General features: G+C 68.3%; 15 protein-coding genes and 1 other RNA gene. 5 read left to right on the plus strand and 11 right to left on the minus strand.

Going from position 1 to position 17,057, the window contains the following annotated elements:
• Nucleotides 1–165 precede the first annotated feature (165 nt).
• Nucleotides 166–351 (plus strand): hypothetical protein, encoded by a 186-nt coding sequence (locus tag GOPIP_RS29485; RefSeq protein WP_026920045.1) that lies wholly within the window; start codon nucleotides 166–168, stop codon nucleotides 349–351.
• Here GOPIP_RS29485 and GOPIP_RS15100 read toward each other — a convergent pair.
• On the minus strand, nucleotides 345–1,907 hold the full coding sequence (locus GOPIP_RS15100) for an MFS transporter (RefSeq protein ID WP_006370571.1): 1,563 nt from the start codon (nucleotides 1,905–1,907) through the stop codon (nucleotides 345–347). The two genes, GOPIP_RS29485 and GOPIP_RS15100, sit on opposite strands and share 7 nt — an antisense overlap.
• Nucleotides 1,908–2,005: 98 nt before the next feature.
• On the opposite strand from GOPIP_RS15100, the gene GOPIP_RS15105 reads away from it, so the two are divergent.
• Complete coding sequence (locus GOPIP_RS15105; protein WP_006370572.1) at nucleotides 2,006–2,818, plus strand: TetR/AcrR family transcriptional regulator; 813 nt, start codon at nucleotides 2,006–2,008, stop codon at nucleotides 2,816–2,818.
• Between the two features lie 41 nt (nucleotides 2,819–2,859).
• Here the strand turns inward: GOPIP_RS15105 and GOPIP_RS15110 are convergent, their stop codons facing one another.
• The 4 genes from GOPIP_RS15110 to glnA form a co-directional block, all read right to left on the minus strand.
• Nucleotides 2,860–3,624 (minus strand): biliverdin-producing heme oxygenase, encoded by a 765-nt coding sequence (locus GOPIP_RS15110; protein WP_006370573.1) that lies wholly within the window; start codon nucleotides 3,622–3,624, stop codon nucleotides 2,860–2,862.
• A complete protein-coding gene (locus GOPIP_RS15115) occupies nucleotides 3,621–4,562 on the minus strand; it encodes an endonuclease/exonuclease/phosphatase family protein (protein WP_006370574.1) in 942 nt (313 codons plus the stop codon). Before GOPIP_RS15115 ends, GOPIP_RS15110 begins: the two co-directional genes overlap by 4 nt.
• Nucleotide 4,563: 1 nt before the next feature.
• Nucleotides 4,564–7,572 (minus strand): bifunctional [glutamine synthetase] adenylyltransferase/[glutamine synthetase]-adenylyl-L-tyrosine phosphorylase, encoded by a 3,009-nt coding sequence (locus GOPIP_RS15120; RefSeq protein WP_081482507.1) that lies wholly within the window; start codon nucleotides 7,570–7,572, stop codon nucleotides 4,564–4,566.
• A 78-nt stretch (nucleotides 7,573–7,650) separates the two neighbouring features.
• Nucleotides 7,651–8,991 carry a type I glutamate--ammonia ligase gene (glnA, locus tag GOPIP_RS15125; RefSeq protein WP_026920042.1) on the minus strand — a complete coding sequence of 447 codons (1,341 nt, stop codon included), beginning with the start codon at nucleotides 8,989–8,991 and terminating at the stop codon, nucleotides 7,651–7,653.
• 248 nt (nucleotides 8,992–9,239) lie between these two features.
• Here glnA and panB point away from each other — a divergent pair, with 248 nt between their 5' ends.
• Nucleotides 9,240–10,151, plus strand: coding sequence for a 3-methyl-2-oxobutanoate hydroxymethyltransferase (gene panB, locus GOPIP_RS15130; RefSeq protein WP_006370577.1), 912 nt, complete (start codon nucleotides 9,240–9,242; stop codon nucleotides 10,149–10,151).
• A gap of 49 nt (nucleotides 10,152–10,200) precedes the next feature.
• Here the strand turns inward: panB and GOPIP_RS15135 are convergent, their stop codons facing one another.
• Nucleotides 10,201–10,383 (minus strand): hypothetical protein, encoded by a 183-nt coding sequence (locus GOPIP_RS15135; RefSeq protein WP_006370578.1) that lies wholly within the window; start codon nucleotides 10,381–10,383, stop codon nucleotides 10,201–10,203.
• A gap of 213 nt (nucleotides 10,384–10,596) precedes the next feature.
• Between GOPIP_RS15135 and pip the strand changes: the two genes are divergently transcribed.
• A complete protein-coding gene (gene pip, locus GOPIP_RS15140) occupies nucleotides 10,597–11,571 on the plus strand; it encodes a prolyl aminopeptidase (protein ID WP_006370579.1) in 975 nt (324 codons plus the stop codon).
• A 49-nt stretch (nucleotides 11,572–11,620) separates the two neighbouring features.
• On the plus strand, nucleotides 11,621–13,114 hold the full coding sequence (locus GOPIP_RS15145) for a CYTH and CHAD domain-containing protein (RefSeq protein WP_006370580.1): 1,494 nt from the start codon (nucleotides 11,621–11,623) through the stop codon (nucleotides 13,112–13,114).
• 10 nt (nucleotides 13,115–13,124) lie between these two features.
• On the opposite strand, the gene GOPIP_RS15150 is transcribed toward GOPIP_RS15145, so the two are convergent.
• From GOPIP_RS15150 to GOPIP_RS15165, 5 genes are all read right to left on the minus strand, one after another.
• Nucleotides 13,125–14,537 (minus strand): RNB domain-containing ribonuclease, encoded by a 1,413-nt coding sequence (locus GOPIP_RS15150; RefSeq protein WP_006370581.1) that lies wholly within the window; start codon nucleotides 14,535–14,537, stop codon nucleotides 13,125–13,127.
• 98 nt (nucleotides 14,538–14,635) lie between these two features.
• An RNA gene (gene rnpB / locus GOPIP_RS28020) (RNase P RNA component class A) lies at nucleotides 14,636–15,042 on the minus strand.
• 53 nt (nucleotides 15,043–15,095) lie between these two features.
• A complete protein-coding gene (locus GOPIP_RS15155) occupies nucleotides 15,096–15,737 on the minus strand; it encodes a histidine phosphatase family protein (protein ID WP_035728130.1) in 642 nt (213 codons plus the stop codon).
• Between the two features lie 47 nt (nucleotides 15,738–15,784).
• Nucleotides 15,785–16,522, minus strand: coding sequence for a zinc ribbon domain-containing protein (locus GOPIP_RS15160; protein WP_006370583.1), 738 nt, complete (start codon nucleotides 16,520–16,522; stop codon nucleotides 15,785–15,787).
• A gap of 102 nt (nucleotides 16,523–16,624) precedes the next feature.
• Nucleotides 16,625–17,057 (minus strand): Nif3-like dinuclear metal center hexameric protein (locus GOPIP_RS15165; protein WP_006370584.1); only part of this gene is annotated, 433 nt, incomplete at its 5' end.

The following is a 17,057-nucleotide window of genomic DNA, read 5'->3' on the forward strand; positions in this document are numbered from 1 at the left end:
GCACCGCGGGCCCACCGACAACAGAGTCGGTGGGCCCGCGGTGTGCGTGAGACCGGACGGTCGCCGGGGCACCCCATGACGCAGGTCACAGGACAAAATGTGAATGATGCCACGGAGGACCTTTTGCTCTCACGCGATCACATCTCAGCCCGTAATCTTCTTCTCATGTCCCGTATGCTTTTTGTTGAAGATCTCGTCCCCGGCGATCGCATCGCCCTGGACGGCATCCGTGCCGTCGTCCGCAAACAGGTTCCGCATGGCACCGACCAACGCCTCGTCGAACTCGCCCACAGCTCCGACGATCGCAGCGAACTCATCTTGAAGTCCGGCTCCAAGGTCGAGGTCTACTGATCCCCACCACGTTCTGCTCGCAGATGTGAGCGAACGCGGTCGGTAACTCCCTCGGAGACCATCGGCAAGCGGTCGACCGACGGCGTGCGCGCCGCCCACACGATCAGCACCGCGGTCACCCCCAGGATTCCGGCTCCCACCCACGCCACCACCGCCATCCCGTCGACGAATGCACCGCGCGCAGCGTCGAGGATCTGTGCGGCCATCTCGGCGGGTTCGCGATGCGCCACCGCGCTCGCCCCGGCCAGACTGCGGCCTGCCTCCACTGGCCCCACGCCCGCCGGATAGCTCACGCGGTAGACCGCGTTGAGCACACTTCCCAGCAGCGCGATGCCCAGCGCACCGCCGAGTTCACTCGATGTCTCCAGCAGCCCCGAGGTCGCTCCGGCACGATCGGCAGGTGCGATCCCGACGACGTGGTCGGCGATCACCGAGGTGGTCGCCACGATTCCGCCGGCGAGCAACGTCGACGCGACGAGCACCACGAGCAGTGAGTCCTGACCGATGAGGGCCGCGAGCAGCGCGAAGCCACAGGCCGCCACCACCAGTCCCCCGACCATCACCGCGGGACGGCCGAACCGTCCGGCCGCCACGGCCGCAGTCGGCGCCGCCACCGCGACGAACAGCGATGGCACCACACTCCACAGGGCGGCCCGCAGCGGGCTGAAACCGAGTACCGACTGCAGGTATTGCGTCACCATGATCGAGTTGCCGAGCAGCGCGAACATGCAGATGAGATTGGTCCAGATCGACGCCGCGAACCGGCGCTCACCGAGAAGCGCCAGGTCGAGCATCGGATCCCCCAGGCGCCGTTGACGTCTCACAAAGGCCACCCCGAGCACCACCCCCACGACACCGATCGCCAGCCGGCCCGGCGACCACCCGTCGGCGGCGATCTCCTTGATCGCATAGATCACGGGCAGGATCGTCCCGAACGCCATGAGCGCACTGAGAACGTCGATGCGTCGTCCCGGTACCGCGGTGTGTCCGGGTAGCAGCAGGGGCGCCGCGATCAGCAGGGCGACCATGACCGGAATGTTGATCAGAAACACGGAGCCCCACCAGAAATGCTCGAGCAGCACACCGGAGATGATCGGACCGAGCGCCACTCCCCCGGCCAGCACGGCGTTCCAGGTGGCCACCGCTTTCGCCCGCGCGGCATCGTCGTCGAAGACGTGGCGGATGAGTGCCAGCGTCGAGGGCATCAGCGTCGCACCGGCGACCGCGAGCACCGCGCGAGCGATGATCAGCATCTCCGGCGTGCTCGAGAAAGCCGCGAGCAACGACGCACCGCTGAAGCCGACCGCGCCCCACATGAGAACGCGGCGGTGACCGAATCGGTCGGCGAGCGACCCCATGGTCAGCAACAGCCCGGCCAGCACGAAGCCGTACACATCGAAGATCCAGAGTTGTTGTGCAGGTGAGGGATTGAGATCCGCTGCGATGAACGGAACCGCAAAGAACAACACCGACACGTCCATCGAGACGATGAGCATCGGCAGACACAGCGCAGTCAACGCCACCCAGGGCGAGCGCGCGATTCGTACGTGGGGCATGACACCAAACCTTTCCGTCTATGGCATATACTGTTTATTGCCTACGCAGATAGTAGGACTGAACTGTATACGGCGCAAGCAATTAGTAGGATGTCGACATGGATGCTCCGGACGACCCTGACGCCGTCGAGCGCGGACCAGCCGCACCCGCACCGATGCCCGTGCGGTTACCGACGTCGGTCGCACTGCTGTGGGGCCGAGTCCCCGACACCCCCCGCCGAGGCCCCAAACCGACCCTGACCATCCGCGACATCGCCCGCGCCGCGGTCGCCATCGCCGACGACCGCGGCTGGGAGGCCGTGTCGATGAAAGCCATCGCCCAGAGCGTCGGCCTCACGGCGATGTCGCTGTATCGCTACGTCGACAGCAAGGACGACGTCATCGATCTCCTCGTCGACGAGGCCTACGGGACCGCCGACCCACGCCTGGCGACCACTGGATCGTGGCGCGAGCGGATCACCGATTGGGCGCGCGCAGCGGCATCGACCCTGCGCGCACGCCCGTGGCTGACCGAGATCCCGATGTCACGGCCACCGGTCGGACCCAACGTGTTGTCCTGGACCGAGTCGGGCGTCCGCGCCTTCGATCCCACCGCGCTGACCGGGCCGCAGAAGATGAATGCCTTGCTGTTGGTGGACGGATTCGTCCGCCAGCACATCCGGCAGTCGGCGCAGATGGGCCTACTGCCGGGCGGCGGGGCACGAGCGGGGGCACGAGAAGGGGCACAGCCACCAGCGCCGGGATACGAGGCCGTGGTGGCATCGCTGATCGACCCGGAACGATTCCCCGCCCTGACAGCGGCGGTGCAGACTATGGCCGACGGTGACGACGATTTCGACGTCGAACAGTTCGAGTTCGGCCTCGGCGTGATCCTCGACGGCCTCGCCGGCATGATCGACGCGCTCGATTGACGGGCGCACCGCCGGCGACGGGTAACCGACCCGCGGCAGGGTCAGCCGCGAGTGCGGTCGAGGTCGGCGAACAGTGCCTGGTTGTGTTCGAAGGCGCGGACCGCTTCGGCCACCAGACGATCCACCCCGGCGTCGTCGAGGGGTAAGGCGTCGAGGCGGTCGCGGTAGGCGTCCTTGTAGCGCTTGAGTTTGTCGATGTCGAAGGCGTAGAACGACAGCGCGGAATCCTCGACACCGTAGTGCTGGCGCATCCGATGGGCCACGACCTGACCACCGCTGAGGTCACCGAGGTAGCGGGTGTAGTGGTGTGCGACGTAGCGCGCGGCATCCGAGCGGGTCGCCTCGATCGCCTCGACGTAGGCCGCCACCGCTGGCAACGGGGATACGGCGTCGACGTCGGATCCGAGGGCGGCGAGGTCGGCGCGCAGTCGCGGGACCCGTCGCAGCCGCTCGTCGTGCACCGCGCCACCGACCGGATCCTCGGCCAGGGCATCGCCGACCGACTCCAGCGCGCGATAGACGAAGAACAGTTGCTCGGCGAGCCGCCGATACGCGGCGACGTCGAGTCGCCCCGACATCAGATCATCGATGAACGGCGAGTTCTCCGCCTGCTGATGAGCCACTGCGGTCGCCTCGCGCAGACGCGTCGAGACGGCGACCGGCTGGGTGGCGGGGGAATCGGTGAGAGATGTCATGTTGCCACCAGTGATACCACCCCACACCGGCATCCGTAACCCGAGGACGCCGATCACGGCCGGCGCCACTGCTCCGGTGATACCGACCTCGCCGTGCTCGCCGCCACTCACCCGGCCACCAGCGACACCACCACTCCGCGGTGATCCGACCCCGCGATGGAGAACGTGTGCACGGCGGTGGCGACGAAGCCGCGGACCACGACCCGATCGATCGCGGCCAGCGGTCGGCCTCCGAGACGATCGGTCGGGAACGTCGGCTGCAGTCGGGCGCCCGCCTGCGAGGTGGCGTCGGCAAAGCCACGGGACAGCAGCGCCCGGTACTGCGCGTGGTCCCAGGTGGCGTTGAAGTCACCGGCGACGATGACCGGACCGTCGGGCAGGTCATGCAATTGGTCGCGCAGCAGCCCCAGGTCGTGATCCCACTCCCCCGCATGCCCCGACAGTGGTGCAGGCGCATGGATCGCGAGCACCCGCGTGCGCGGCCCACCCGGCACCACCGTCTGTGCGCTCAGGTTGTTGAGCAACATGTTCGGTAGCCGACGCTCGTCGTCGAGTGGGCGCAGACTCAACAGCATCCCCCCGGCGGCCGCCGGCCCGGGGAGCGCGTACTCGTACCGAAACCGTTGCGCCAGTGCGCTGTTGCGGATGCGCTCGAGGGCCTGTGGGGTGACCTCCTGCAGCGACACCAGTTGTGCGTCACGCGCCGCCGCGGCGACGTCGTCGACGGACCCCTCACCGAAACGCAGGTTGGCGCTGACGACGGTGAACCGATCGCCCGCGGGTGGGGTCTGCGATACCCACAGCGGCCCTTGCGTGAAGCACACCCCGACGACGGCCAGGACCGCCACGAACAGCGCAATCCACCGTCGCAGGACCGCGAACAGCAGGACCGCCACCGCTCCGGTCACCACCGCGACGGGCACCGCTGCGGTCGCATACACCGCCACCGTCCCGCGGGAGGCGATGTAGTGCAGCCAGATCGCCAGGCCGGTCGCGATGACCAGTAGCCACGCCAGCGACAGGGTGAGGAACCTCAGCAGGCCGCGCACCTCATGCCCCGAAGACCTTGCGCACCACATTCTTCGCGCGTCGGGTGACGCGCAGATAATTCTCCAGGAACTCCGCGGCCTGGTCCTCGGGCCAGCCGGCGGCGAAAGCGATCTGGCGCAACTGCTTTCCCGGCGCCGGGAGTTGATCGACCGGCTTACCCCGGACGAGGACCAGCGCGTTGCGCGCCTTGGTCGCCGTCAACCACGCCTCCTTGAGGATCGCCACATCGGTTTCGGCGAGCAGTTCGGCCGAGCCGATCGCGTCGAGCGTCTGCAACGTCGAGGTGTTGTGCAACGAGGTGTAACGGTGTGCGTAGCGCAGCTGCATCAGCTGCACGGTCCACTCGACGTCGGCGAGACCACCGCGACCGAGTTTGGTGTGGGTCGCCGGATCCGCACCACGGGGCAGGCGTTCGGAATCGACGCGTGCCTTGATACGACGGATCTCGCGCACCGCCGCCGACGAGACACCGCCGGCCGGGTAGCGGACCTTGTCGGCCATCAACAAGAACTCGATGCCGAGTTCGTCGTCGCCGGCGACCTGATGGGCACGCAGCAGCGCCTGGACCTCCCACGGCTGGGCCCACTGCTCGTAGTAGGCCGCGTACGCGGCGAGGGTGCGCACGACCGGACCGTTGCGTCCCTCGGGTCGCAGGCCGGTGTCGACGACCAGCGGCGGATCCTCGCTGGGTGAGCCGAGCATCGAGCGGACCTTCTCGGCGATGGTCTGCGACCAGCGCACAGCGGCGGCCTCCTCGGCACCGGGTACCGGTTCACACACGAACAACACGTCCGCGTCGGACCCGTAGCCCAGTTCCAGACCACCGAGACGACCCATGCCGATGACCGCGATGCGCGCGGGTGCCGGCGACTTCCGTTCGGCCTCCGACGCCTTGATCGCCACGGCCAGAGCGGCATTGAGGACCGCGGCCCACACACTCGACAGCGCATGGCAGACCTGTGGGACGTCCATCATCCCGAGGATGTCGGCCGAGGCGATCCGGGCGAGTTCGGCCCGGCGGTGTGAGCGCGCGATCGCCACGGCGCGACGCAGATCGGTCTGTCGGACCGTCGAGGCGATCAGCCCCTTGGCGACATCCTCCGGGCGGGTCTCGCACAGCTTGGGACCGCTCGCACCGTCGGAATAGAGGTGGATGACCTCCGGCGAGCGCATGAGCAGGTTCGCGATGAACTCCGAGGTGCCCAGCACACGCATCAGTCGTTCGGCGACCACCCCGTCGTCGCGGAGCAGTCGGAGGAACCAGTCGTTGTCCATCTCCTCGCACAGGCGGCGGTAGTTGAGCAGGCCGGCATCGGGATCCGGTGTGTCCCCGATGTGTTCGAGCAGCTGCGGCAGGATCAGTAGTTGGACCTGTCCACGCCGTCCGGGCGCCGAGGCGAGAGCACGGATGTGACTCAGCGCCCGCTGCGGCTGTGCGTAGCCGAGAGCGGCCAGGCGCCGTTCGGCCGAGGTGTCGGAGAGCGTGAGCTCCTCGGTGTTGAACCGGGTCGCCGCCTCCAGCAGCGGCCGGTAGAAGAGCTTCTGATGCAGCTTGCGCACCCGCAAAGCCTGGTGCTTGATCTGCCGGCGCAGTACCGCGGTCGCGTCGAGTTCTCCCTCGCGCCGGATGTGCGCCGCGCGGGCCAGCCAGCGCATGCCCTCGTCGTCGTCGAACGCGGGCAGCAGATGCGTCCGCGACATGCGCTGCAACTGCAGGCGGTGCTCGAGCAGCCGCAGGAACTGGTACGAGGCGATGAGGTTGGCGCCGTCGTCCCGGCCGACGTAACCACCCGCGGTGAGCGCCTCGAGCGCGTCGACGGTGGCGCGCACCCGCAGTTCCTCGTCGACCCGACCGTGGACCATCTGCAGCAACTGCACCGCGAACTCGACGTCGCGCAGACTTCCGCTGCCGAGTTTGAGGTTGCGTTCACGCTGATCCTCGGGCACCAGGTCCTCGACGCGGCGGCGCATCGCCTGCACCTCGTGCACGAAGTCCTCACGCTCGGCCGCACGCCACACCATGGGGTTGATGGCCTCGTGATACGCCGCGGCCAGTTCCATGTCGCCGGTCATCGGACGCGCCTTGAGCTGTGCCTGGAACTCCCACGTCTTGGCCCACCGGTTGTAATAGGCCACGTGCGATTCCAGGGTGCGGGTCAGCGCACCCGCCTTGCCCTCGGGCCGCAGAGCCGCGTCGACCTCGAAGAACGCCAGCGAGCCGACGCGCATCATCTCCCCGGCGACACGCGCGGCCACCCCGTCGGCGGGTTCGCTGACGAACACCACGTCCACATCGCTGACGTAATTGAGCTCGCGCGCACCGCATTTGCCCATCGCGATGACACCGAGACGCACCGGGATCGGCTTGTCGCCGCACACTTCCCGGAAGGCGACCGCCAGGGCGGCGGTCAGCGCGGCGTCGGCGAGATCGGCGAGATAGGCCCCCACCTCGGGGAACCACATGACCTTCTCGTCCTCGACCGTCGACGCCACGTCGTGGGCGGCGAGTTGCATCACCAGACTGCGGTAGGTCGCGCGCAGGGCGACGACCGCCCGCGGTCCACTGAACCCGGCGCGAAAGATCTTGTTGCCCTTCTCCTGCTCACCCGGCTCGGCGACGGCGTCGACGGCGGCGAGCATCGTCGCGTTGATCTCGGCGACGTCGGGCAGCGTGTCGGTCTCGAGCAGGTGCCACGACGACGGCTCGGCGGCAAGGTGATCACCGAGGGCATCCGACGAACCGAGGACGCCGAAGAGCCGACCACGAAATCCCTTGTCGGTGCGCAGGAGTGCGTCGATCGCCGACCACTCGTCGGCGGCCGCCGATCGCAGGCGCATCAACGCGCGCAGTGCGAGATCGGCATCGGGGGCACGGGACAGCGACCACAGCAGATCCACCGACTCCTCGGTGTTCCAGCCCAGTTCGGCGAGATCCGCCGACGCCGTGGCGTCGAGCAACCCCAGGCGTCCGGGACTGGGTATGCCACCACGGCCGTGAAGCGTTGTCACCCCACGAAAATAGCGTCTGACGCCGACACGTCGGAGCCCGGGCGGCGAATCCGGCCGCGTGTCGCGGTGCGGCTCGACCTACAGCGGTAGGTAGCTCTTGAGTTCGAAGGGGGTGACCAGGCTGCGATAGTTGGTCCACTCGGTCCACTTGTTCCGCAGGAAGTAGTCGAAGACGTGCTCGCCGAGCGCCTCGGCGACCAGCTCGGACTCCTCCATCGCGTGCAGGGCCTCGGCCAGGCTTCCGGGGAGTTCCTTGTAGCCCATCGCGCGCCGTTCGGCGGGCGTCAGCGCCCACACGTCATCCTCGGCCTCGTCGGGCAGTTCGTAGTCCTCGGTGATGCCCTTGAGCCCGGCGGCCAACAGCACCGCGAAGGTCAGGTACGGGTTGCAGGCCGAGTCTGGGCTGCGGATCTCGACGCGGCGCGACGACGCCTTGTTCGGGGTGTAGAGCGGCAGGCGGATCAACGCGGAACGGTTGGCGCCGCCCCAGGTGGCGGCCGTCGGCGCCTCGCCGCCGTGGATGAGACGCTTGTAGCTGTTGACCCACTGATTGGTGACGGCGCTGAGTTCGTTGGCGTGGTACAGGATTCCGGCGATGAACTTCTTGCCGGTCTCCGACAGCTGCATCGGGTCGTCGGGGTTGTGGAAGGCGTTGGCCTCCCCCTCGAACAGGCTCATGTGGGTGTGCATCGCCGATCCCGGGTGCTCACTGAAGGGCTTGGGCATGAACGTCGCCCAGGTGCCCTCGGAGATCGCGACCTCCTTGACGACGTAGCGGAAGGTCATCACGTTGTCGGCCATCGACAGCGCGTCGGCGTAACGCAGATCGATCTCCTGCTGCCCGGGCGCGCCCTCGTGGTGGGAGAACTCCACCGAGATTCCCATCGACTCCAGCGCCTCGATGGCGTGTCGGCGGAAGTTCGGGGCAGCGTCGTGCACCGCCTGGTCGAAGTACCCGCCCGAGTCGGCCGGAACCGGCACACTGCCGTCCAGGGGCGCGTCCTTGAGGAGGAAGAACTCGATCTCGGGATGGACGTAGCAGCTGAAGCCGAGGTCGGCGGCCTTGTTCAATTGCCGGCGCAACACGTGGCGGGAGTCGGCCCAACTCGGGGTTCCGTCGGGCATCGCGATGTCGCAGAACATCCGCGCCGAGTGGTGACGACCCTGCGAGGTGGTCCACGGCAGGATCTGGAAGGTCGACGGATCGGGCTTGGCGACGGTGTCGGCCTCCGAGACGCGGGAGAAGCCCTCGATCGCCGAGCCGTCGAAGCCGATACCCTCGGAAAAGGCGCCTTCGAGTTCGGCGGGGGCGATCGCCACGGACTTGAGGTATCCGAGAACATCGGTGAACCACAGCCGAACGAACCGGATGTCCCGCTCTTCGAGAGTCCGCAGAACGAATTCCTTTTGGCGATCCATGAACGCCGACATTAGGGATGCCCTGTTAAATCCGTGTTACGTTCACAAGTCGAACTCTTCACCCTGGGACTTTGCGATAGTGATCCCACATCGTGAAACACCCTGACCGCGGAATGGAATGCCTTCCTGCGATGTGATCAAAGGCACAGCTCAGGCCGGTGTTCGCCGATCACCTCCGGTGCGAAAATGGATTGTCCCACCCGCCCGGGTACCTGCCAGCCAGGACTCGAGGAAGAAAAGAGACAACGATGTCCCCAGAGTCTGTGGTGTCCACCGCATCTGAAATCCCCGCGGCCGAAACCCCCGCGGCCGAAACCTCCGTCTACGGCGGCACGCCCGCCGGCTCCGGCGAGTCCGCCCCCCGCCGACGCATCACCCGTGTCCATCACCTCGCCCAGATGAAGGCCGAGGGCGAGAAGTGGTCGATGCTCACCGCGTATGACTACTCGACCGCCCGCATCTTCGACGAGGCCGAGATCCCGGTATTGCTCGTCGGCGATTCCGCCGCGAACGTCGTCCTCGGATACGACACCACGATCCCGGTCAGCAGTGACGAGCTGATCCCGCTCGCCCGCGCCGTCGTCCGCGGCGCCCCGCACGCGCTCGTCGTCGCCGACCTCCCGTTCGGCAGCTACGAGGCCGGCCCGCAGCAGGCACTCGCGACCGCGGTCCGCTTCTTCAAGGAGGCCGGTGCGCACGCGGTCAAGCTCGAGGGCGGTGAACGCGTCGCCGACCAGATCGCCACGCTCACCGGCGCCGGTATCCCGGTGATGGCCCACATCGGTTTCACCCCGCAGAGCGTCAACGGCCTCGGCGGATTCCGCGTCCAGGGCCGCGGTGACGCCGCCGACCAGTTGATCGCCGACGCCATCGCCGTTCAGGAGTCGGGCGCGTTCGCCGTCGTCATGGAGATGGTCCCGGCCGACCTCGCCGGGCAGATCACCCGCAAGCTCACGATCCCCACCGTCGGGATCGGAGCCGGCCACGAGACCGATGCACAGGTACTCGTCTGGCAGGACATGGCCGGCTTCACCCACGGCAAGACCGCCCGATTCGTCAAGCGATTCGCCGACGTCGGCGGCGAACTCCGTGGTGCTGCAGCCCAATACGCCGACGAGGTGCGTCGGGGCGTCTTCCCCGGCCCCGAGCACAGCTACTGATCCGAGCGCCGCAACGTGCGATCCGTCGACGCCAGGGCAAGGTCGGGCGTCAGCGCACGTTGCGGCGCAGGAGCAGCACGACGAGAGCGATCAGTAACACGACGACGAGAGCGACCACCACTGTGGTCAGCCCGACGTGGCCGCCGTAGCCTCCCAGATGGGCGAACTGGCCGAAGTGACCCACGGAGTTACGTCGGGCCAACAACTCGACGTGCTCGGCGTGTTGGATCATCGCTCTCGTGTCCTTCTCGATTCGGCGCTCCTGGGGAGCTCACCTGCGCTGGGTTGTCACGCTAGCCCCCCAGCCACCCCCGACGCACGGATCGCGACGCCGACGTCATCTACTCGTATGACCAACCGCGCCACCACGATTGCGCCATCACCGGCGTATCGGACATCGCGGCAACGCCGCCGCACTGCGCCCGGGTGTCTAGGCTCGTGAACCATGCGCGACTTCTACCCCGAGATCGAGCCCTACGCCTCCGGACACCTGCCCACCACCGACGGACAACAGATCTACTGGGAGACCTCCGGTAACCCCGACGGCAAACCCGCGGTCTTCGTCCACGGCGGCCCGGGCGGTGGGACCGCTCCCGATCAGCGTCGCTTCTTCGATCCGCACCGCTATCGGATCGTCCTGTTCGATCAGCGCGGCTGTGGTCGCTCCCGCCCGCACATCGCCGACGGCGCCGACCTCTCGGTCAACACCACCGGCGCACTGATCGCCGACATGGAGGCGCTGCGCGAGCACCTCGACATCGACACCTGGCAGGTGTTCGGGGGTTCCTGGGGTTCCACGCTCGGGTTGGCCTATGCGCAATCCCATCCGGACCGGGTGTCGGAGCTGGTCCTGCGCGGCATCTTCCTGCTGCGACGCAGCGAGATCGACTGGTACTACAACGGCGGTGCCGCGCACATCTACCCCGACATCTGGGAGTCCTATCTCGCGCCCATCCCCGCCGCCGAGCGCGACGGTGACCTCGTGGCCGCCTATCACCGGCTGCTGACATCGGCCGAGCCGGAGGTCGCCGCGGCCGCCGCCCGTGCCTGGACCGGTTGGGAGCAGGCCACCAGCTATCTCATCCCGAAACCCGAGGAGGCCGCGGCGGCCAAGGAGGACTCCGGGCCACGCTTCGACATCGCCTTCGCCTCGATCGAGAACCATTACTTCGTGAATCACGGCTTCCTCGACGACGGCCAACTGCTGCGCGACATCGACCGCATCGCCGACATCCCCGGCGTCATCGTGCAGGGCCGCTACGACGTCGTCTGCCCCATGCGCAGCGCGTGGGATCTGCACCGGGCGTGGCCGTCGGCGCAGCTGCACATCGTCGACGACGCCGGACACGCATCCTTCGAACCGGGCATCCGGAGCAGACTCATCGAGGCGACCGACGCCTTCGCCGACGACGTCCGGTGATCACCCGCATATACACTTCACGCGTATCCGACATCCGACAGGAGGACCAGTGGCAACCGAACAGGTCGAGGTAGAGCTGAAGTTCGACGTCGAAGCCGGAACCGCCACCCCCGACCTGCGGGTGTTGCCCGGCGTCGTCGGCGCACGCGAGCCCGAGACGTTCACCCTCGACGCCACGTACTTCGACACCGACAACCTGGATCTGGCGGGCAACCGGATCACCCTGCGACGTCGCACCGGTGGCCACGACAGCGGCTGGCATCTCAAGCGCCCCAGTGGCATTCCCGGCGCCCGTCGAGAACTGCAGATCGGGTTCGACGAGGCTCCCGCCGACGGCGATCTCCCCGACGCCCTGTTGATCCCGGTGCTCGCGCTGACCCGGCACCGCAGCCTGATCCCGGTGGCGGTGATCTCCACCTCCCGCACCATCACCACCCTCTTCGGGGTCGACGAGGAGCCTCTCGCCGAATTCGCCGAGGACCTCGTGACCGCGCGGTCGCTGCTGCCCGGCGGTGAGGTCGCGCAGTGGGCCGAGTGGGAGTTCGAGTTGCTCTCCGGTGGCACTCCCCGATTGCTGAAAGCCGCCCAGAAACTGCTGCGCTCGGCCGGCGGATCGGACCCGTCGAGTGCCTCGAAGCTCGCGCGTGCCATCGGTTCGACGCCGACGACGACCGTCGAACCACGGTTGCCCAAACGCCCGTCGGCGTTGGAGCTGGTGGTCACCGACCTGACCCTGCATCGCAATGCCCTGCTCACCTACGATCCCGAGGTCCGGGTCGACGCGCCCGACGCCGTGCATCAGATGCGGGTGGCCACCCGCCGATTCCGCAGCGTGCTCTCGGGTTTCCCGACGGTCCTCGACCCGCACCGGACCTCCCACATCAACGACGAGCTGCGCCTGCTCGCCCGAATCCTCGGTGACGCACGGGATTCGGAGGTCCAGCTCGAGATCGACACCGCGTTGTTGCGTGGGGAGTCGCCGTCGGAGGCCTTGGTCTCGGCGCTGACGGGGACCGAGTCGGACTCGCATGACCGCGCGATCCGCGCCGCCCATGCTGCGATGAACTCCGAGCGCTACTTCCGGCTGCTCGACGACATCGACGTCCTGATCACCGATCCGCCGGGCGGACCCGACGCCGACATGCCCGCCGCCGCGGCGGTCGACGCGGCGATCGCCAAGAGCCGCAAGAAGATTCGAAAGGCTCAGGCAGAACTCGCGACCTTCCCCGAGGGTTCGCACGAGTGGCAGGAGCAGGTGCACGTCATCCGCAAGCGGGCCAAGAAGTTGCGCTACGCCACCGATGCGGGAGAACCGTTGGGCATCAAGCGTTATCAGAAGATCGCTGCGGTGGCCAAGAAGATCCAGTCGGCGCTCGGCGATTTCAACGACACCCGGATCAACCGGGCGCGCCTGGCCGAGCTCGCCGAACGCACCGATCTCCCCGGTCGTGACATGTTCCTGCTCGGACGGCTCGACGCCCTGCAGGAGGCCGCCGGAACACGCGCCCTCGATGCCTACCGCAAGGCCGCCAAGGACCTCTGAGCTTTCGTGCTCAGCCGACCGCCGCGAACCCCACGGTGCGCCGTACCGGGTCGGCAGCGGTCAGCTGCACCCGAATCCTGGTCGCCGACGCCGGATTTCCGCTACAGCCGGCAATGACGGCCGGATCGTCGATGAAGATCCGGGCGGGCTTCTTCGCGTCGGCCTCGGCGAGGACCACCGCGTCGAAGACCTCCCCTACGCGGCCGGCGAGAACCGTCGACTCGGCCAGGTCGATCGAGAGCCGGTCCGCCGAGGCCCCCAGGGAGTCGGCCGACCGCAGGATCTTCGGCAGGGTGGGAAATGCGCGCGTCACCCAGTCGGGTACCGGCTCACCGGCGGTGATCGCCAGACATGCCTCGGTCGCGAAACGATCACCCAGCCGCCGTAGCGGCGCGGTGACGTGGGCGTAGATCCCGCCGATCGCTGCGTGCACCATCGCCGACGGCGCCGGCGTCTCGCCGCCCCCGAGGGCGAGATAGCCGGCGCCACGCATCAGTGAGCCGGCGTGCGACATCAACGCCAGGGTCGACGGCGCATCCGCCGGCAGAGCGGCGAGGAACTCGCCTGGCGCCTGCTCGTCCGGCCAGTCCACGCCCATCGCGCGTGCCGTGTCACGCAATGCCCGCACGGCACCGGGCTCGGCAGGCGGCAGGGTCCGCAGCAGTCCGACGCCCGCGTCGGCCATCAGGGTTCCGGCGCACATCCCGGCGAGCAACGACACCTGCGCGTTCCACATGTCCGCCGGTGTGTGCGGCGCGATCTGCAGGCTCCAGCCGTCGGCGTCGTGCACCACCTCCTGGTCGGGGAGGTCGAGTTCGATTGCGCCGCGCGACAAGGCGATCCGCTGCCGCAGTGCACCGAAGGCCGGTAGCGCCGTGATGGACGGGTGCGCCCGGCCCGCCGCGGCGTCGGCGGTGACGCCCGAGTAGTCGAGGCGGGCCACCGAACGCACCAGGGCGCGACGCACCGCCACGTCGCCGATCTGTCCGTCGGCATCGACGTGGATGGTCCAGAGGACGGCCGGGCGCGCCACACCGGGCAGCAGTGAACCGCTGCCCTCCGACAGGATCCGCGGATGCAACGGGACCGAGCCGTCGGGAAAGTAGACGGTGGTGCCGCGTCGACGACTCTCGGCGTCGAGGGCGCCCTCCGGTTCGATGAGGGCGGCGACGTCGGCGATCGCGTAGTCGACCACGAAACCGTCGCCATCGGTGGCGATGTGCACGGCCTGATCGAGGTCCATCGATCCGGGCGGGTCGATCGTCACCAGGGGTAGATCGCGGTGGTCCTCGCGCTGCTCGGCACATCGGTCGCGTGCGTTGGCGGCTTCCTCCAGTGCGGCGTCGCCGTAGTCCTCGCTCACCCCGAGTTCTCCACGGATGGCGTCGAAATCGATCTGGGGCGCCGACAGTCTGCGTTGCACTCCCCGACCATAACGCCGCACTCGGCGTGCAGACGGTGACATGCATGCGTAGACATGGCCTGATCAGCGTCGACGATGACGTCGGGTGCCGGAGGGGGCGAACGAGTCGGCGTGTAAGCCGGATCCTGTCCCGACCGTGAGGTCGGTGGCGACCATCCATCTGGGCACACCGTCGCCGGGTACCTCGAGCGGCCCACCCGCGGACTGGGGCGAGCAGCCCTCATCACGTCCGCGCACACGCACCGCAAGCGGTCCGTGCTTCGGCCTTGCTCCGGGTGGGGTTTACCGAGCCGACGCGGTCACCCGCATCGCTGGTGCGCTCTTACCGCACCGTTTCACCCTTACCGGCCGTGCGGCCGGCGGTCTGTTCTCTGTGGCACTGTCCCGCGGGTCGCCCCGGGTTGCCGTTGACAACCACCCTGCTCTGTGGAGTCCGGACTTTCCTCGGCGCGTGGCGTTTCCAGTGACTGGCCGTCCCACGCGCCGCGGCCGCCCGGCCGACTCGTTCGCCCGTACAGGATAGCGTCCGGGGTGTCACCGGCGATGCGAGGTGTCGCCTCACCGAAGGTGCGCCGTGTCACTTCTCCGCAGGTGCGAGGTGTCATTGACGCAGCGGACGACCGCACCGCCGTCGGGAAAGAACTCGGCCACCGACACCGACGCCAGGTCGAGGTGCAACCGGAACAACAACTGCGGTCCGACGTCGAGGGCGTGGCGCAGGAGGGACTTGATCGGGGTGACGTGACTGACGACGACGACGGTCTGGCCCGGATAACGTTGCAGCAGAAGGTCGTTGGCGGCGATCACCCGTGCAGCGGTCTGGGTGAAGCTCTCCCCACCGGGTGCGGGCACCGACTCGTCACCGAGCCACCGTGCGTGGACCTCGGGGTCGCGAGCCTTGGCCTCGGCGAAGGTCAGTCCCTCCCACGCACCGAAGTCGTTCTCGATGAGGTCGTCCTCGGCCACCACCTCTCCGCCGACGAGGTCGGTGATCGCCTGGGCGGTCTGCCTGGCCCGGTCGAGGGGTGAGCTGACGACCGCGGCGATCGGCTGCTCGGACGCCGCACGCTGTGCCGCGCGCAGCGCCTGCGTCACTCCCAGGTCGGTCAGCGGCGGGTTGCCGCGGCCCGAGTACCGCCGGTCCACCGACAGCGCCGTCTGACCGTGACGGACCAACACGATGCGGGTCGGGGCGGCCATCTGGCCCTGCCACGACGGCGTTGCGGGAGTGTTCCCGGAGGGGGTGCTCACAGTCCCGACTCGTGGGTGCGGATCAGGATCGCACCGCACTCCTCGCAGCGGATCACCTCATCGTCGGACGCCGCGGCGATGCCGGCGAGTGTCCCGCGATCGAGTTCCATCCGGCAGGCGCCGCACCGGCGGGCGCGGAGCAGCCCGGCTCCCACCTTGCCCGCGCTGCGCTGGCGTTCGTAGATCGGGAGCAGTTCGTCGGGCACCTCGGCGACGATCTGGGTACGCCGCGCCGCCAGCGCCTCCTTGTCGGCGTCCACCGCGGTGACGGCCTCTTCCCGACGACCGCGCAGCGCGGCGAGTCGCTCCTCGAGGTGGGCGATGGTCGCCGATGCCCGATCGCGTTCGGACCCGAGTGCTTCTTGACGCTCCATCAATTCCAGCATGTCGTCTTCGAGGACCTGCCGACGCCGACCCAATCCGGTCAGCTCATGTTGCAACTCCGACAACGCTTTCGGCGCAAGGCCTCCGGCGGTCAGCTGGGCCGAGTCCTTCTGTTCGCGATCACGCATGCCGGTGATCTCGCCATCCATGCGGCGATACTCCCGGTCGAGATCCTCCGCGGCGATCTCCGCGCGCACGAGGTCGTCGCGGGCGGCCTCGATGGCGGTGATCGTCTCCGCGATCTCGGCGTCCTCGGGCAGGTGACCGACTCGATGGTCGAGTCGGGCCAGGCCGGCGTCGACGTCGGCGAGTTCGAGCAGGAGTCGTTGCCGTCCGGCATCGACCTTCATCGGGTGTCTCCTCGTGCACTGGGGGGATCGGTGGTGGGGTGCGCCGGGTGAGCCACGGCGCGCCGTTGCACCGGGCGGTGAACGTTCACGGTACGCGCCGTGTCAGGCGGACGTGTGCACGGTGAACGGATCGGTGGGTGCGTCGTGGCACTCCGCCACGCAACCGGTGGCGGCGGTGATCTGTTCGGCGGCCTGCCTGCACCATGGGAACTCGGTGGCCCAGTGCCCGGCGTCGAGGAGCACCGGGCCGCCGGACCGCAGCGCCTCGTCGACCGGGTGATGCCGGAGGTCGCCGGTCAGATAGGCGTCGACGCCGAGCTGCGCGACGGTGGCGAGCAGTGAGTCACCGGCTCCGCCGCACACCGCGACGGTCGTGATCTGCCGATCGGCCGGGCCGGTGGCACGCACGCCCCACGGCGTACGCAGCGCGTGTGCCGCGCGTTGCGCGAACTGCGCCACGGTCATCGGTTCCGCCAGCACACCGACGCGGCCGAGACCGAGCGCCGACGGGATCGCGGCGAGTTCGAGGACGTCG

Source organism: Gordonia polyisoprenivorans NBRC 16320 = JCM 10675 (genome assembly GCF_000241325.1).
Lineage (GTDB): Bacteria > Actinomycetota > Actinomycetes > Mycobacteriales > Mycobacteriaceae > Gordonia > Gordonia polyisoprenivorans.

Excerpts from the sequence above, each read along its gene's own strand:
- GOPIP_RS29485 (WP_026920045.1), top strand. The coding sequence starts at position 166 with ATGTCCCGTATGCTTTTTGTTGAAGATCTCGTCCCCGGCGATCGCATC.
- GOPIP_RS15100 (WP_006370571.1), bottom strand. The coding sequence starts at position 1,907 with ATGCCCCACGTACGAATCGCGCGCTCGCCCTGGGTGGCGTTGACTGCG.
- GOPIP_RS15105 (WP_006370572.1), top strand. The coding sequence starts at position 2,006 with ATGGATGCTCCGGACGACCCTGACGCCGTCGAGCGCGGACCAGCCGCA.
- glnA (WP_026920042.1), bottom strand. The coding sequence starts at position 8,991 with ATGGATCGCCAAAAGGAATTCGTTCTGCGGACTCTCGAAGAGCGGGAC.
- panB (WP_006370577.1), top strand. The coding sequence starts at position 9,240 with ATGTCCCCAGAGTCTGTGGTGTCCACCGCATCTGAAATCCCCGCGGCC.
- GOPIP_RS15135 (WP_006370578.1), bottom strand. The coding sequence starts at position 10,383 with ATGATCCAACACGCCGAGCACGTCGAGTTGTTGGCCCGACGTAACTCC.
- pip (WP_006370579.1), top strand. The coding sequence starts at position 10,597 with ATGCGCGACTTCTACCCCGAGATCGAGCCCTACGCCTCCGGACACCTG.
- GOPIP_RS15155 (WP_035728130.1), bottom strand. The coding sequence starts at position 15,737 with ATGGCCGCCCCGACCCGCATCGTGTTGGTCCGTCACGGTCAGACGGCG.
- GOPIP_RS15160 (WP_006370583.1), bottom strand. The coding sequence starts at position 16,522 with ATGAAGGTCGATGCCGGACGGCAACGACTCCTGCTCGAACTCGCCGAC.